The 14,787-nt window shown below is 66.8% G+C and carries 18 protein-coding genes and 2 tRNA genes; 11 read left to right on the top strand and 9 right to left on the bottom strand.

Annotated features, from left to right (window positions below; translation table 11 throughout):
- Positions 1-120: 120 nt before the first annotated feature.
- Entirely contained in the window at positions 121-315 is a 195-nt protein-coding gene (locus tag NGM10_RS07370; RefSeq protein ID WP_253483503.1) for a cold-shock protein, read from the top strand.
- A gap of 163 nt (positions 316-478) precedes the next feature.
- Here the strand turns inward: NGM10_RS07370 and NGM10_RS07365 are convergent, their stop codons facing one another.
- Positions 479-934 carry an RDD family protein gene (locus tag NGM10_RS07365; protein ID WP_253483501.1) on the bottom strand — a complete coding sequence of 152 codons (456 nt, stop codon included), beginning with the start codon at positions 932-934 and terminating at the stop codon, positions 479-481.
- Between the two features lie 323 nt (positions 935-1,257).
- Here NGM10_RS07365 and NGM10_RS07360 point away from each other — a divergent pair.
- Positions 1,258-1,330: transfer RNA gene (locus tag NGM10_RS07360), tRNA-Arg, on the top strand.
- Positions 1,331-1,518: 188 nt separating this feature from the next.
- A complete protein-coding gene (locus NGM10_RS07355; protein WP_253483498.1) occupies positions 1,519-2,979 on the top strand; it encodes an MATE family efflux transporter in 1,461 nt (486 codons plus the stop codon).
- A 7-nt stretch (positions 2,980-2,986) separates the two neighbouring features.
- Here the strand turns inward: NGM10_RS07355 and NGM10_RS07350 are convergent, their stop codons facing one another.
- The gene (locus tag NGM10_RS07350) at positions 2,987-3,961 is read right to left on the bottom strand and encodes an ornithine cyclodeaminase family protein (RefSeq protein WP_253483495.1); all 975 of its coding nucleotides are present in this window, start codon (positions 3,959-3,961) and stop codon (positions 2,987-2,989) included.
- 53 nt (positions 3,962-4,014) lie between these two features.
- Positions 4,015-4,332: a DUF5789 family protein gene (locus NGM10_RS07345; protein WP_253483492.1), complete on the bottom strand. Its 318-nt coding sequence runs from the start codon at positions 4,330-4,332 to the stop codon at positions 4,015-4,017.
- Between the two features lie 84 nt (positions 4,333-4,416).
- Between NGM10_RS07345 and NGM10_RS07340 the strand changes: the two genes are divergently transcribed.
- The gene (locus NGM10_RS07340; protein ID WP_253483489.1) at positions 4,417-5,166 is read left to right on the top strand and encodes a creatininase family protein; all 750 of its coding nucleotides are present in this window, start codon (positions 4,417-4,419) and stop codon (positions 5,164-5,166) included.
- Between the two features lie 473 nt (positions 5,167-5,639).
- Here NGM10_RS07340 and NGM10_RS07335 read toward each other — a convergent pair whose 3' ends face one another.
- Positions 5,640-6,113: a DUF5790 family protein gene (locus NGM10_RS07335; protein WP_253483487.1), complete on the bottom strand. Its 474-nt coding sequence runs from the start codon at positions 6,111-6,113 to the stop codon at positions 5,640-5,642.
- 204 nt (positions 6,114-6,317) lie between these two features.
- Between NGM10_RS07335 and NGM10_RS07330 the strand changes: the two genes are divergently transcribed.
- Positions 6,318-6,722, top strand: coding sequence for a CBS domain-containing protein (locus NGM10_RS07330; protein WP_253483485.1), 405 nt, complete (start codon positions 6,318-6,320; stop codon positions 6,720-6,722).
- A gap of 13 nt (positions 6,723-6,735) precedes the next feature.
- Here the strand turns inward: NGM10_RS07330 and NGM10_RS07325 are convergent, their stop codons facing one another.
- Positions 6,736-7,089: a dihydroneopterin aldolase family protein gene (locus NGM10_RS07325; RefSeq protein ID WP_253483483.1), complete on the bottom strand. Its 354-nt coding sequence runs from the start codon at positions 7,087-7,089 to the stop codon at positions 6,736-6,738.
- A gap of 101 nt (positions 7,090-7,190) precedes the next feature.
- Here NGM10_RS07325 and NGM10_RS18180 point away from each other — a divergent pair, with 101 nt between their 5' ends.
- Both NGM10_RS18180 and NGM10_RS07320 read left to right on the top strand, forming a co-directional pair.
- On the top strand, positions 7,191-7,316 hold the full coding sequence (locus NGM10_RS18180; protein WP_256504381.1) for a hypothetical protein: 126 nt from the start codon (positions 7,191-7,193) through the stop codon (positions 7,314-7,316).
- 78 nt (positions 7,317-7,394) lie between these two features.
- Positions 7,395-8,003, top strand: coding sequence for a translation initiation factor IF-2 subunit beta (locus NGM10_RS07320; protein WP_253483481.1), 609 nt, complete (start codon positions 7,395-7,397; stop codon positions 8,001-8,003).
- Between the two features lie 203 nt (positions 8,004-8,206).
- Here the strand turns inward: NGM10_RS07320 and NGM10_RS07315 are convergent, their stop codons facing one another.
- Positions 8,207-8,773: a metallophosphoesterase gene (locus tag NGM10_RS07315; RefSeq protein WP_253483479.1), complete on the bottom strand. Its 567-nt coding sequence runs from the start codon at positions 8,771-8,773 to the stop codon at positions 8,207-8,209.
- A gap of 147 nt (positions 8,774-8,920) precedes the next feature.
- Positions 8,921-9,148 carry a DUF7860 family protein gene (locus NGM10_RS07310; RefSeq protein ID WP_253483477.1) on the bottom strand — a complete coding sequence of 76 codons (228 nt, stop codon included), beginning with the start codon at positions 9,146-9,148 and terminating at the stop codon, positions 8,921-8,923.
- A gap of 89 nt (positions 9,149-9,237) precedes the next feature.
- On the opposite strand from NGM10_RS07310, the gene NGM10_RS07305 reads away from it, so the two are divergent.
- Together NGM10_RS07305 and azf are read left to right on the top strand one after the other, a co-directional pair.
- Positions 9,238-9,468 (top strand): DUF8151 family protein, encoded by a 231-nt coding sequence (locus NGM10_RS07305; RefSeq protein WP_253483475.1) that lies wholly within the window; start codon positions 9,238-9,240, stop codon positions 9,466-9,468.
- A gap of 59 nt (positions 9,469-9,527) precedes the next feature.
- Positions 9,528-10,289 (top strand): NAD-dependent glucose-6-phosphate dehydrogenase Azf, encoded by a 762-nt coding sequence (gene azf, locus NGM10_RS07300; RefSeq protein WP_253483474.1) that lies wholly within the window; start codon positions 9,528-9,530, stop codon positions 10,287-10,289.
- 28 nt (positions 10,290-10,317) lie between these two features.
- Here azf and NGM10_RS07295 read toward each other — a convergent pair whose 3' ends face one another.
- Together NGM10_RS07295 and NGM10_RS07290 are read right to left on the bottom strand one after the other, a co-directional pair.
- Positions 10,318-10,935, bottom strand: coding sequence for a DUF309 domain-containing protein (locus NGM10_RS07295; RefSeq protein WP_253483471.1), 618 nt, complete (start codon positions 10,933-10,935; stop codon positions 10,318-10,320).
- 1,452 nt (positions 10,936-12,387) lie between these two features.
- Positions 12,388-12,460 (bottom strand) — tRNA-Arg (locus NGM10_RS07290).
- 133 nt (positions 12,461-12,593) lie between these two features.
- Between NGM10_RS07290 and NGM10_RS07285 the strand changes: the two genes are divergently transcribed.
- Together NGM10_RS07285 and NGM10_RS07280 are read left to right on the top strand one after the other, a co-directional pair.
- The gene (locus NGM10_RS07285) at positions 12,594-13,070 is read left to right on the top strand and encodes a hypothetical protein (protein ID WP_253483468.1); all 477 of its coding nucleotides are present in this window, start codon (positions 12,594-12,596) and stop codon (positions 13,068-13,070) included.
- A 213-nt stretch (positions 13,071-13,283) separates the two neighbouring features.
- Entirely contained in the window at positions 13,284-14,741 is a 1,458-nt protein-coding gene (locus NGM10_RS07280; protein WP_253483466.1) for a single-stranded DNA binding protein, read from the top strand.
- Positions 14,742-14,787: the final 46 nt, after the last annotated feature.

Here is a 14,787-nt window from a genome sequence, read left to right as displayed (position 1 = left end):
ACCAACCGGACACATTTGAATACTTTTCCCTGTCTTACAAGGACGTTTGACCACCAAAATCCGATTTCGGATAACAAATTGCAAAGGCTTATCCGTGTAACGGACATCTGTCTATTCGCAATGGCAGAAGGTAACGTTGATTTCTTCAACGACACAGGCGGCTACGGTTTCATCTCGACGGACGACGAGGACGACGACGTGTTCTTCCACATGGAAGATGTCGGCGGCCCGGACCTCGAAGAGGGAACGGACGTAGAGTTTAGTATCGAACAGGCCCCCAAGGGTCCGCGCGCGACGAACGTCACGCGAGTCTAATTGCGTACGACGCCGCCTGACGGCGGTGTAGAGTGCGTTTTTCCGTGAAGCTACTCCGGTAGTGACACCGACGGCGATTCTCGGCGATGGCTCCGTTCGCGCTACTTCGGGAGTCACTGCCGAGTCCGCGGGCAGTGAGAATCCGACCGAGTCGGCTACGCTCTCAGTTCTGCGTGTGGACGACGACCGTCCGGCCAGCGAGGTCGCCGACGCGCTGGCGGTCGTCGGTGACGTACGCGACGACGACGCCGACGATGTAGAAAATCGGGAGCATGTCCACGATGCGGAGGAAGTTCCGGATGACGGCGGCGGTCCATGTGACGGGAGAACCGTCCCGCTTCACGACCACGATGCCCCGGAGACGCTTGCCGACCGTTTGGCCGTAGTAGCCCTCGAACGCCGTGTGATAGACGATGAGTCCGATGGGTGTCCCGAACTGGAGCGCGAGGATCGCACCGCCGAGACCGCCCAGCGGTCCGTCCACCGCGAGCGTCCCCCCGACGTAACCGAGAGCGCCCGCGACGAGCGCGACCAGCAGTCCGTCTATCAGCAGCGCTTCTATTCGATTGTCGAGAACGCCAGCGTACTCGTCGACGTTCGGTGTGGGATGTCGTTCCATCGATATGAATCCTGAAAAATCTAAACTATAAAAATATATCGACAAAAGAGCGATTAGCGACGCGAAAATAGTCCGGAGACGTGTTGCTTCAGTCCGCCGCGGTCTATTCGTAATCGTAGCTCTCGGTGAGGCCTTTCAGTCGCTCCAGCGTCTCCTCTCCGTCTTCGAGGTTCTCGTGGAGGATGTCGCCCACCTCCTCCATCCCGGGGCGGTCGGCGAACGTCGCACCCTCGGGACTTCGCCTCGTAACATGAACTCGCCGACGGGCGATGGGTTGCGCGTTTCACAAGGGTTAAGCCCGCGAGTCGAGTACGAACGAGTGAGGGCGGCTAGTTCAGCGGACAGAACGCTTGGTTCCGGACCAAGAGGTCATGGGTTCAAATCCCATGCCGCCCGTGATTTCCGCGAGCGACCCGTAGCAGTTCCGTTACTCGCGTCCCGCCGAATTGGACGGCCCCTCTTGCGCTATGGTACCAATATTCAAAGACATATTTAGCATCTCGTCGACGATTTACCGATGAGTAGCGACTCGTCCTCCCTCGAACACACAATCTTCAAATCAATTCCCTTCGTTTCGAAACACAATGGACCCCGCGACCCCCGACGACTCGATAACCGAAGGCGGGTTGGTCCGACCGATGTTCCGGCTGGCGTGGCCCATCGTGATCATCCAGCTCCTGCAGGTCGCGTACAACATCGCCGACACGTTCTGGCTGGGTCGGCTGTCGGCCGACGCGGTCGGAGCCATCAGCCTCGCGTTTCCGCTCATCTTCCTGCTCATCTCCATCGCGGGCGGGTTCACCACCGCGGGGGCCATTTTGGTCGCCCAGTACACCGGCGCGAAGAGCGAGGGCTCGGCGGGGATGGTCGCGGGCCAGATTCTGATGTTCGTCACGGTCCTCGCGGTCCTGTTGAGCGCCCTCGGCTACGTCGCCACCGAGCCGATGCTCTCGGCGCTCCCGAGTCAGGGTCAGACCACGGTGCAGGTCATCCCGCTCGCGGCCGACTACATGGAGGTGTTCTTCCTCGGTCTGCCGTTCCTGTTCGGCTTCTTCGTGTTCTCGGCGCTGATGAGAGGCTACGGCGACACCCGGACCCCGATGCGCGTGATGCTGGTGAGCGTCGCGCTCAACGTCGTGCTCGACCCCTTCCTCATCTTCGGCTGGGGACCGTTCCCCCACATGGGCATCGAGGGCGCGGCGCTGGCGACTATCTTCTCGCGGGGCGTCGCCAGCCTGCTGGGCTTTTACGTCCTGTTCGTCGCCCGCGCCGGACCCGACGTGCGGGTGGGATACCTCGTCCCCGACCTCGGGTACATCCGGGACATCGTCCGCATCGGCGTCCCCTCGACCATCGAGCAGTCGATGAGCGCGCTCGCGATGATAACCCTGACCGCGATGGTGGTCCAGTTCGCGCCGCCGGTCGTCTCGGCGTACGGACTCGGGAACCGGCTCGCGTCGCTCGTGTTCCTGCCCGCGATGGGACTCGGCCGGGCCACCAACACGATGGTCGGACAGAACCTCGGCGCGCACAAGGCCGACCGCGCCGAGCGCGCGGTGTGGCTCGCCACCAAGGTCGGCGCGAGCGTGATGGTCGGCGTCGCGGTCGTCGCCGCGCTGTTCCCCGAACCCATCGTCTCGGTGTTCATGGCGACGGGGACCGACGCCGCCGCTCGGACCATCGAGCACGGCGCGGAGTACCTCCGCATCCGCTCGGTCGAGTTCGGGTTCATGGCGGTCCTGCAGGTGATGCTCGGGGCCTACCGCGGCGCGGGCAACACCAAGACCGCGATGGCGTTCTCGATGGTCGCGCTGTGGATCGGCCGCGTCCCCGCGGTCCTCTATCTGGCGTTCGTCGCCGACTGGGGACCGACCGGCATCTGGGTCGGGATGGCGCTTGGCAACATTCTCGGCGCTATCGCGGCCGTGGCGTGGTTCACCCGCGGGACGTGGAAGGAGACGGTCATCGACGAGGGGGCCGACTCACCGGCAGGGGCCGGTGAGTCGACCGCCGAACCCGACCCCGGCGCGTCCGAGGGGAAGTGACCGCCGACTACAGCGACACCTCGGTCCCGATTCCCCGTTCCTCTGCTCGCTCGAAGACGTGTTCGGCCGCCGCGGCGTCCAGCACCGCCGACCCCACGCTCTCGACGATCAGAATCTCCTCGGCGGAGCTTCTCCCCGCGTCCCCCTCCAAGACGCTCGACAGCGACACCAGTTCGTCGGCGTCGACCTCGGCCCCGAGGAGGTCGCCGATTTCGGCGACCTCCTCGGGCACGTCGGCGAAGACGCGGCTCGCCCGGTCGAAGGTGGTGTGGTCGAGTTCCCGCATCTCGGCGGTGTAGGCCCCGACCGCCACGACGAGCGTTCCGGGGTCGAGCGCCGACCCGGGAAAGACCGGTTCGGTGCTCGTGGTCGCGGTGACCACCACGTTCGCGCCCGAGACGGCGTCCTCCGGCGAGTCGACCGCGCTTGCGGCGACTCCCAGCTCCGCCCGGAGGTCGGCGGCGCACTCGCGCTTGGAGTCGCTCGGCGAGAAGACCCGTATCGAGTCGAGGTCGGTCGCGGCCGCGACGGCGCGGGCCTGCCAGCGCGCCTGCGTGCCAGCGCCGAGGAGTCCGAGCGTCACGGGACCGGCGGCGAGTTCGGCCGCCGCCAGCCCGCCGATACAGCCGGTCCGGGCGTTGGTGATTCGGGTGCCCGCCAGGTAGGCGGCGGGGAGCCCGGTGTCGGCCTCGGTCAGCGCGATCTGGGCGTTGACGGTCGGCAGACCGCGCTCGGCGTTGCCCTCGTGGACCCCGACCAGCTTCGTCGCGTAGTGGGCCGCGCCGTGGACGTAGGCGGCCATTACGAGTCCGGTTCCCGCGGGGTCGGGTCCGTCGAGCCCCGCCCCGACCGGGAAGTGCGGCCGGTCGGGTCGTTCGACCTCCCCCCGGCCCTGCCTGACGAACGCCTCGCGGACGACCGGGAGGAGGTCGTCGAGCGCGAGACAGTCTGCGACCGCCGAATCCGAGAGGACGCGAACCATACCGGCGGTTCGCGCCCGAGGTCGTTAGGGTTTGTCCCGCGAACGTCGGACGACTAGAACGACTCGTCGCTCTCCTCGCCCTCGGCGCTCCCCGTCCCGCGGTCGGAGTAGCCCTGCCGTCCCACGGCCTCGCCGCCGACCCGGTTGAGGACGGTCTGTTTGACCTCGTCGGCCGACTCGAACTCCTCGTCGCCGCCGGTCACCAGCACCTCGCGGAACGACTGGGTTCCGTCGGACATCCCGACCTCCCGGTCGCCGTAGCGGTCGAGGAGCTCGTCGGCCGAGACGGGGTAGTCCTCGCCTTCGAGGTCGTCCTCGAGGTCGCCGAATTCGATGCCGAGTTCGCGGCTGTCGTCGCCGGATTCGCTCATGCGCGAGGGTACGCCACCGACTCGAATAAGGCCGGTGGCCCCGAATCCCCCGGCTACAAGTCCGAACCGGTCCTCACGGCGAGTATGGACCTCTTCGACGCGACGTGGACCGACGCCGACGCCGCGGAGACCGACCTCGCGGTCCTCCCGGTCGGGAGCACCGAACAGCACGGCCCGCACGCGCCGCTCGGGACCGACGTGCGAACAGCGGAAGCCGTCGCGGAGGCTGGCGCGCGGGCGTACGAGGACGCCCGCGACGGCCAGGTGGTCGTCGCGCCCGCGATTCCGGTCGGGGTCGCCGAGGAGCACCGCCAGTTCACCGGCACGCTGTGGGTCGGCGAGGACACCTTCCGGCGCTACGTCCGCGAGACGGTCGCGAGCCTCGCCCACCACGGCTGGGACCGGGTGGTCCTCGTCAACGGCCACGGCGGCAACGTGGCCGCCCTCCGGGAGGTCGCGGGGACCGTCACCCGGAAGGACGACGCCTACGCCGTCCCGTTTACGTGGTTCGAGGCGGTCGGCGAGCACGGCGACGACATGGGCCACGGGGGACCCCTCGAAACCGCGCTCCTCCGCGAAATCGCGCCGGAACTGATCCGGGAGGACCGAATCGAGGACGCCCGCGAGGGGGCGAGCAACGGGTGGGGCGAGTGGGTCAGCCACGCCAACCTCGCGTTCGACTCGGCTGAGTTCACCGGGAACGGAGTGGTCGGCGACCCCGGCGACGGCGACGCCGACCGCGGCGAGCGACTGCTCGAACTCGCGGCCGCGGCGCTCGCGAAGCTCCTCGCCGCGGTCGAGGAGCGCGACGTGAGCCGTCCGGCGCACAAGTAACGTCCCGGCCTTCCACCGTCGGCGCGCGCTGGCGTCATCGCGCCGACGGCGCGATTGCTCGGAAGACGCGGTTTGTCTTCCGGCGCGACCTCGCGGTTTGAGGTCGCGCCATCAGCGCGCGAGGGACGAGGACCGCAGGGAAGGCGCGACCGAAGGGAGCGACCGACCGAGGACCGCAGTCGGTTGGGGAGGGTGTGGCCCGCGGTCGCGGCGCAGTGCTGTCGGTCGGACTGAAAGGGCCTGCGCGCTCGCGGCCGGAGGCCGTGGTCGTCTGTGCGGGCCATTATTTCGAGGCGCGAGCGAAGCGAGCGCCGACGAAATATCCCGCACAGCGACCGCGAGCGCGCAGGGGCTTTCGAGGACCTGTCTTCCAGACCGCTTTTTCCAGCGATTTCTAGCGAGCGTGCAGGGGCGTTCTCCATCGTCGACACGCCAGAGCCTTCGGTGCCGACGGAGTCAGCCGAGCGTCGTCGTCACGCCTCGGCGGCTTCTGCTTCCTCGTCCTCGCCGTCCTCGCCGTCCTCGTCGTCTTCCGCTTCCTCCTCGTCCTCGTCCTCGGCGTGAAGCTCCTCCAGCGCGTTCTTCAGCCCCGGAATCGTGCTCGTCAGGTCGCCCACCTGCTCCTTGGCGTCGGCCACGTCCTCGATGGCTCCCTCGATGCGCTCGATCTCGGCTTCGAGGTCGGCGGCGTCCTCGAAGGCGTCGGCGCGCTCGCCCATCGTGTACCACTTCTTGGCGTCCCGGAGGTGCTCCTCGGCGTCGCCCGTGTCGAGCGCCGACCGGAGCGCGTTGAGCGCGCCGAGGGTGTTGTCGGCGTCCACGTCCCAGATGTCGTCGGCGTCGGGGAGCGCCGCCGCGGCCTCTCCGAGGCTGGCCTCCACGTCCTCGCGGACCTCGTTTGCGGCCTCGCCGAACAGCTCGTCCTCGTCGAGTGTCGATTGGCTCATACTTTCGGATTCGTCCCCATCGGGTTTAAAACCACGCCCGAAACCGGAAGTGAAACCCCCGGACGCACTGCGGGAATCTCGAACGAAACCGAAAGCGACGACCCGGACGCCCGCCTCCGCTCTCGCGCCCGACCCCGCTCCACCCGAAAAACCGCCCGAGGGAACGCGACAACATTTATCACAGCTCGGTGAGAAGTAGCGGACATGGAAGACATCTTCGTCGGCCGACTCATGTCCTCGCCCGTCGAGACCGTGAGTCCCGACACGCAGGCCCACGTCGCGGCCGAGACCATGCTCGACGAGGGCATCGGCTCCGTGGTCGTGACCGACGGCGACGGCCAACTCCGAGGCATCCTCACCGCGACCGACTTCGTCCACGTCGCGGCCGAACAGCGGTGGGCGTCCGACGCCACCGTCGAGACGTACATGACCACCGACGTGGTCACCACGACCGCCAACGAGTCCATCCGCGACGTGGCCGACCTGTTGCTCGAACGCGGCTTCCACCACCTCCCGGTCGTCGACGACGAGGACAACGTCGTCGGAATGCTCTCGACGACCGACCTCGCGGCGTACCTCTCGACGGTCCGGACGCCCAGTCCCTCGTAATCGGCCCCGCCGACTACTCCCGCGAGTCGGCCACCCGGACGGATTCGACCCGCATCAGCGGGTATCCCTCGTCCATCTCCATCCGAGTGACGACCTCGACGCCGTCGCGCTCGACCACGACCTCGACCTCCATGAGGTGGCCCGAGAGTTCGGTGTACCCCTGCTGGATTTCGGCCTCCAGCTCCTCGGTCAGGATATCCACGGTCACGGACTCGCAGAACGGCTGGTTCTCGATGGCCTCCTCCATCGCGGTTTCGAGGCTCGCAGCGTTTCGGGGGCTGACCGGCGTGCCCGCGAACTGGTGGTAGAGCGCGCCGAACTTGATGCCCGCCTCGAAGCAGGCGGCGTCTCGATCCGTCGGTTCCATGGTCGCAGAACGCGGCGGGGAGGCTAAGAGTCTGCGCTTTCGCTCGTCGGCGACCGACGCGCACACCAACTTTTTTAACGGATAGTGAAGTCGATTCGACAATGGATTCGAACGGGAGCGCGGAGGCGGTCCACCACCTCCGCGAAGCGTTAGACGCCGAAGACGCCGAACAGAAGGACTTCCACGTCCGACAAGCGCTCCAGCTCCTTCGCGTCGAAGAGGAGTAGGCTCGACGACCGATTCGCTCTCGGGGGTGTCTCGGACCGACACGGAATACCTTTTAGTGTCGGCCACCTCGTTCGCCTATGGACTACACGGCAAGCCTCGACCGCGCGATGGACGAGACTCCCGACTTCGAGGGCCACGACGAGCGATTCAGCTATCCCGACGCACAGGCCCAGAAGGACGGCGCGTTCACCCGACTCACCAACCTGAGCGACATCGCCGACGCGCTCGGACGCGACACCGAACACATCCACAGCGCGCTCCAGCGCGAACTCGGCACGAACGGCAAACTGGAGGACGGCCGCGCCCGGTACAACGGGACCTTCTCCGGGTCGGACTTCGACGCCGCCATCGAGAGCTACGTCGAGGAGTTCGTGCTCTGCTCGGAGTGCGGCCTGCCCGACACCCGCCTCGTGCGCGAGAACCGCAATCTGATGCTCCGGTGTGACGCCTGCGGGGCGTTCCGGCCCGTCACCAAGCGCTCGACCCAGACCCAGACCCAGAACCGCGACGCGGTCGAGGAGGGCAACACCTACGAGGTCAAGATCACCGGCACCGGCCGAAAGGGCGACGGCGTCGCCGAGAAGGGCAAGTACACCATCTTCGTCCCCGGCGCGCAGGAGGGCGACGTGGTGCAAATCTACATCAAGAACATCAGCGGCAACCTCGCGTTCGCGCGACTCGCCTGAACTCGACCTGCTCTCGAAACGGGTCGTCCCCTGTTCTCTAATCGGGTCGACCTGCTCTCCGGATTTCGCAGTGGCGTGGGTGGACGTTCGTGAGCCCGCGGCTCGACCGCTGGAGTGCGTCCCTGTCGCCCGGAGACGCGAGTCGGAAACGGAAAACAGTGCGACGATGGAGCCCTCGACAATACCGGCCGATTCGGGGCGGCTCAGTCGGCGGCTTCCAGTGCACGCTCGGCGGCGGCTCTGTCGGGGAACCGCTCGCCGCAGGCCAGGTAGTCGACCAGTCTGTCGGTCGCCAGCGGGCGGTAGTCCAGCAGTTCGGCCGAGAAGTTGACGCGTCGAGTATCGTGGTCGACGAGGGGGAATCGCTCCGGCCAGTTGTTGTGATGGTGGCCGTGGAGCAACCACCCCTTCGGGTTCGAGGGGCCGTCTGCCGGGTCGTGGACGGCGTGGAACGGGACCCCTCGGTGCTCGAACCGGAACTCCTCGACGAACCGGACCCGGTCCAGCCCCTCCAGCACCGTACCGTCGTGGTTGCCCAGCAGGAAGACGATCTCACCGTTCAGTTCGTCGAGCCAGTCCAACAGGGCCCCGGCGGACGTTCGGATGGTGAGGTCGCCGCCGTACAGCACTTCGTCGCCCGAGTCCACGACGGCGTTCCAGGACTCGACTAACGCCTCGTTCATCTCCTCGACCGAATCGAACGGTCGGTCGCAGTAGTCGATGATATTCCCGTGGTCGAGATGGAAGTCGGAGATGAGATATCGGACCATCTGGTCGTGTTGCGTCTCGGGCCGAAAGAAACGTTTCGGAGATACGCGAAAAGACACCAGCCCACGCGTTTTGGTCACGTCGATGCCGGGACTATCGGACGTGTGACCGCTGAAGACGATATCCGGCCGTTCTCTCGGTTGCGTTCGCTACTCGGTCAGCGGCAGTGCGATACCGAACACGAACGGGAACAGCAACATCCCGAGAATCCCCAGTATCTCCATGTCCACGAACAGGGTGTGTTCCCACGCCGGGAGCGAGACGTTCATGGCCGTCGCTGTGAATTCTGCCCCTGCACCGAGCGCGAGCATCGCCACGCTCGCGGCGAACCCGTACTTGGTCCAGAACGCGTAGTTCACGTCTCCGTATCGTCCCATGTCGCGGGGTTCGACTGGAGCCCCGAAAAGGGTTTCTGACTGCTGGGTACGCGAAAGGTACATGTTCGGTCGGTTCGTTCGCCGTACCAATGCTCGAAGGCCTCTTCGAACTCGCCAGTCAGACACTCGCGGTGGCGGTCTACGCCGTCGGAACGCTGGCGCTCTCCGGTATCGGTCTCCTCGCGGAGTACAACGGCGTCCAGCAGTTCCTCGGCGGGGAGACGATGCTCGCTGGCTGGTTCGCGTTCATGGGAGTGGTCGCGCTGGGGTTCGCCGCGAACCTCGGTCGGGAGAAACTGGTCCCACTCCGGGAGTCCTGAGGTCGAGCGCTCGGACGAATCGCACCTTACTTATCGCCCCCATCCGTCCCTCTACGTGAATGGACGACCCAGTCCTGCTGACGGGCGCGGAGGGCCGCGTCGGGCAGGCCATCCTCTCGGACCTTTCCGAGAAGTACGACTGGCGACTGCTCGACCGCGACCCTCCGACCCGCGACACCGACCACGACTTCGTGGCCGCCGACATCACCGACGAGGAGGCGCTCGCCGACGCGGTCGAGGGCATCGGCGCGATTGTTCACCTCGCGGGCGACCCCCGACCCGAAGCCCCGTGGAACAGCGTCCTGACCAACAACATCGACGGCACCCAGAAGCTACTGGAGGCGGCCGTCGACGCGGGCGTCGAGAAGTTCGCGTTCGCCTCCTCGAACCACGCGGTCGGGTCGTTCGAGACCGACGAGCGCAAACCCGACATCTACCGGCCCCACGACGACTTCCTGCTCGACGGCACCGAACTCCCCCGCCCGAGCAATCTCTACGGCGTGAGCAAGGCCAGCGGCGAGATTCTGGGTCGGTACTACCACGACGCCCACGACCTCAGCGTGGTCTGCGTCCGCATCGGCAACCTCACCAAGAGTCACCCGCCGAAGGGCTACGAGCGCGGACAGGCGATGTGGCTCTCCCACCGCGACTGCGCCCACCTCTTCGACCGATGCCTGCAGGCCGACTACGACTACGAGATCGTCTACGGCATCTCCGACAACGACCGCAAGTACTACTCCATCGAGCGCGCGAGGGAGGTACTGGGCTACGACCCACAGGACAACTCCGCGGAGTTCGCCGACGCCCGAGTCGAGGAGTAAGCCGTCGGACAGGTCACGATACGAGTACTCACTCGAACAGGCCGTCCACGTCGGTCTCGCGCGCGCGGCGCTTCTCGACGTGCTGGCGCAGGCGCTGGAAGATGATGCCCCTGTTCGCGGCGTCCCTCGCGAAGTCCATCACGAAGGTCACGAACTCGCTGTTCGCCCGCCCCGAATCGAGGTCGGCGCGGGCGTACTCGGCTCCTCGCTCGATCACTTCCTCGTCGTAGCCGTACTCCTCGGCCAGAATCCCGGCCGCGATTGCGGCCGCGTCGAATCGCAGGTCCTCGGGCATAATCGCCGTCCCTTCGTGGGTCAGCCTCGGCGGGCCAGCGCGCTCGACGTGCTCGGGGTCGGCGGCGACCGCCCGGAGGTACGCCCGGACCGCGCCGACGTTCACCCCGCGGTGGTCGGCCGGGAGGTCGGCGAGGTAGCCCGCGCCGCTCTCGGCGAGTCCGCGCGCGCCCTCCCAGTTCGCGTTCGCGGCGTGGTAGACCGCCGCGGTGAACTGGATGAGACCGTGGAGGAACCGCTCGTCGTCGGTCCCGGATTCGAGGTCGAGCCAGAACGCCTCCCACGCGTCGTGGGCCGCGTGGTACTCCCCGGCGTTGTAGACCGCGATTCCCGCCCGGAGGTGGTCTCTCATGGGTTCGTCTTGGATGCTCGTGGCGAAGTGTCTTCGGGACTACGAAAGACGAACCCACCGAGAGATTTCGCGGGCGCTCGTCACATCACCACGATTCGTGGCCGAAGTCCCCGAAAGCCCCCGCCCGCTCGCGGTCGCTCTGCGGGATATTCGCGGGCCTCTCCGCACCGAAGGAGCGATGCTCCTTCGAGGTCACCCTCGCTTCGCTCGCGTGACCACCGTCCGGCCCGCGAATAGTTGCCCGCAGAGGCGACTAAACTGTACGCGAGCGGGCGGCCCCTTTCAGTCCCGCCCGATTGACTCTCCCACCGGCCGGTTTCCGGTGGACCCTTCCACCCGGCGTCTGCGCGAGCGAAGCGAGTGCAGGCTCGTCGGACCGCAGGTCCGACGGTGCGACCGCAGGCTCGGAAGACGCGGTTTGTCTTCCGGCGCGCGCTGGCGCGGCTCGTGGTTTGAGCCGCGCCACCAGCGCGCGAGGGATGACCGAGTGACGCGCCGGAGGCGCGAACGAGGGAATCGGCTGGGGAGGCGTGTGGCCGTTGCGGTGCCGCGCGGTCTCATCGGTGACGTGCGAGCGGTACGCGCCGGAGAAACGAGGTCCGGGTCCCGTCGCTGTCCTCGTCGTCCTCGTCGTTCTAGCCGTCGAGATAGCTCTCGCGGGTCGGTTCCATGAAAACGTCCTGACGGAGATTTGAACTCGCCGAGACGGTCCGGGCGTGCGGCCCTGCGGGCCGTTCCGGGCGTGCGACTCGTCTGCTCAAATCTCCGCAGTGGTGTTTTCACTCCGCAGTCGTGCGAGAACCACAGAGGGTTCTCGCGGCCTTGCTCCGCGAAAACGTCCTGACGGAGATTTGAACTCGCCGAGACGGTCCGGGCGTGCGGCCCTGCGGGCCGTTCCGGGCGTGCGACTCGTCTGCTCAAATCTCCGCGATGGAGCTTCGCGGCGCAGACTCCTCGCTTCGCTCGTCGTCGTTGCGCCGCGAAAACGTCCTGACGGAGATTTGAACTCGTGAAGACGTTCCGGGATGCTCACTTCGTTGCGCTTCCGGGCGTGCGACTTCCCTGCTCAAATCTCCGCAGTGGAGTTTTCACTCCACACCGTGCGAGAGCCGTAGACGGCTCTCGCGGGTCGGTTCCGTGAAAACGTCCTGACGGAGATTTGAACTCGTGAAGACGTTCCGGGATGCTCACTTCGTTGCGCTTCCGGGCGTGCGACTTCCCTGCTCAAATCTCCGCAGTGGAGTTTTCACTCCACACCGTGCGAGAGCCGTAGACGGCTCTCGCGGGTCGGTTCCGTGAAAACGTCCTGACGGAGATTTGAACTCGCCGAGACGGTCCGGGCGTGCGGCCCTGCGGGCCGTTCCGGGCGTGCGACTCGTCTGCTCAAATCTCCGCGATGGAGCTTCGCGGCGCAGACTCCTCGCTTCGCTCGTCGTTGTTGCGCCGCGAAAACGTCCTGACGGAGATTTGAACTCCGGTCACTGGCTCCGCAAGCCAATAGGATAGTCCACTACCCTACCAGGACTCAACTCTACGTTGGCCGGTTCCACTAATAGGGGTTACGGTCTTAGTGTCCACTGGCAAGCGGGCGCACGATAACTCAAACGGTCATTTTTCCATCCATGAAACCTATGAAAGAGGGCTCCGTTCCCACACGTATGAACCGACGCGGGCTGCTCACACGAACCGGCGCACTCCTCGGAATCGCATCGCTCGGCGGCTGTCTCAGCCGCTACACCGACGACGTTCCGGGCGACGACGAGGAGACCGAGAGCCGACCGACACTGGCCGACGACTCCTTCGAGATGACCGACGCGGGATGCGGCTCGGAGACCAACGAGGCCACGGTCGAGTTCGAGGACGAATCCGTCGTCGTCACCGGGACCATCCCGGGGTCGAACGCCTGCCACGTCGCGCGACTCGCCGACGCTGGCTACGACCCCGCGTCCGGACTGCTCGAACTGACGGTCGAGAGCGTCGAGGACCGGGGCGAGGACGAAGCGTGCGCCGACTGCATCGCGGAGATCGACTACGAGGCGACCTTCGAGTTCGAGGGCGGCCTCCCCGAGTCGGTGACGGTCACCCACGAGGCGATGGACGAGTCGACGACCGTCGCCGAGGCCGACCCCGAGTGAGGACCAGCCCGAACCCTTATATCCGAAGCCGGGACCAACTCGGGGCGTGACCCCCCGACGACTCCACCCGGAACGCGGGCCCACCGCCGCGCCGACGCGCCGACCGAGCGTTGCGTCGAAACCACCCGACGCGCCCGATACCGACGACCCGAGCCGTCACTTCCGGCAAAGACAATGCTTAAGCGCGGGCCACCCCTGCTCGCTAATACGATTATGGGCGCGATAGAGGACGTTCACGCCGACCTCGACGCTGAGGTCTCCCTGGAGGAATTCCGCGAGGCGGTCGAGGAGAAAGTCGCACAGATGGGCGGGCTGGCCGACGAGGAGACGGCCGCGATGCTCATCGCCCACGAGCTCGACGAGGAAGGGGGCGAGGTCGACAGCGTCGCCGACGTCGAACCCGGCATGGAGGAGGTCAAGTTCCTCGCGAAGGTCGTCGGCATCGGCGACGTGCGGACCTTCGAGCGCGACGACGACGAGCGCGAGGACGGCCGCGTGCTCAACGTCGAGGTCGCCGACGAGACCGGCTCCATCCGCATCACCTTCTGGGACAAGCAGGCCGACGCCGCCGAGGAGGAACTCGAAGTCGGCGAGGACCTCCGCATCGCGGGCCGACCCAAGGAGGGGTACAACGGCGTCGAGGTCAACGTCGACAAGGCCGAACCCGACGACGAGGCCGACATCGACATCCAGATTCGAGACACCTACCGGGTCGAGGACCTCTCGCTGGGGCTCTCGGACGTGAACCTCCGCGGGAAGGTGCTCGACACCGACTCCATCCGGACGTTCTCGCGCGACGACGGCTCGGAGGGGAAGGTCTCGAACCTCAAGGTGGGCGACCCCACGGGTCGGGTCCGGGTCACCCTCTGGGACGAGAAGGCCGACCGCGCCGACGAACTCGACGCCGGGGTCTCCGTGGAGGTCGTCGACGGCTACGTCCGCGAGCGCGACGGCGACCTCGAACTCCACGTCGGCAACCGCGGCGCGGTCGAGGAGATCGAGGAGGACATCGAGTACGTCCCCGAGACCGCCGACATCGCCGACCTCGACATCGGCGATCAGGTCGACATCGGCGGCGTCGTGCGCTCTACCGACCCCAAGCGCACCTTCGACCGCGACGACGGCTCGGAGGGGCAGGTCCGGAACATCCGGGTTCAGGACGAGACCGGCGACCTCCGGGTCGCGCTCTGGGGCGAGAAGGCCGACACCGAGGTCGCACCGGGCGACGAGGTCCAGTTGGCCGACGTCGAGATTCAGGACGGCTGGGAGGACGACATCGAGGGCTCGGCTGGCTGGCAGTCCACCGTGACGGTCCTCGGCGAGGCCGACGCGCCCGCGGGCGGAACTCGGAGCGGCGGTTCGAGCGCCGACGCCGAGACCGGTACCACCGGCCTCGACTCGTTCGGCGGCGACGGAGACTCGGCGGCGGGTGACGCCGGGAGCGCCGACGCCGGTGGTGCGAGCGCGAACGGCGCGAGCGCCGACGAGGCCGACGCCGCCGAGTTCGTGGAGTTCACGGGAACCGTCGTCCAGGCGGGCGACCCCATCATCCTCGACGACGGCGAGCAGACGGTCAGCGTCGAGGCGAGCGCAGACGTGACCCTCGGCGAGAAGGTCACCGCGCGCGGCCAGCTCCGCGACGGCACCCTCGACGCAGAAGACGTGTTCTGAGCGCGCGACGAAACGGAGGCTCCGGTCCGAACGCCCCCGCTAGCTC

It is taken from the genome of Halorussus salilacus, from assembly GCF_024138125.1.
GTDB classification, from domain to species: Archaea; Halobacteriota; Halobacteria; order Halobacteriales; family Haladaptataceae; genus Halorussus; species Halorussus salilacus.
The sequence above is the reverse complement of the archived record's forward strand: the minus strand, read 5'-3'. Positions and strand labels throughout refer to the sequence as shown.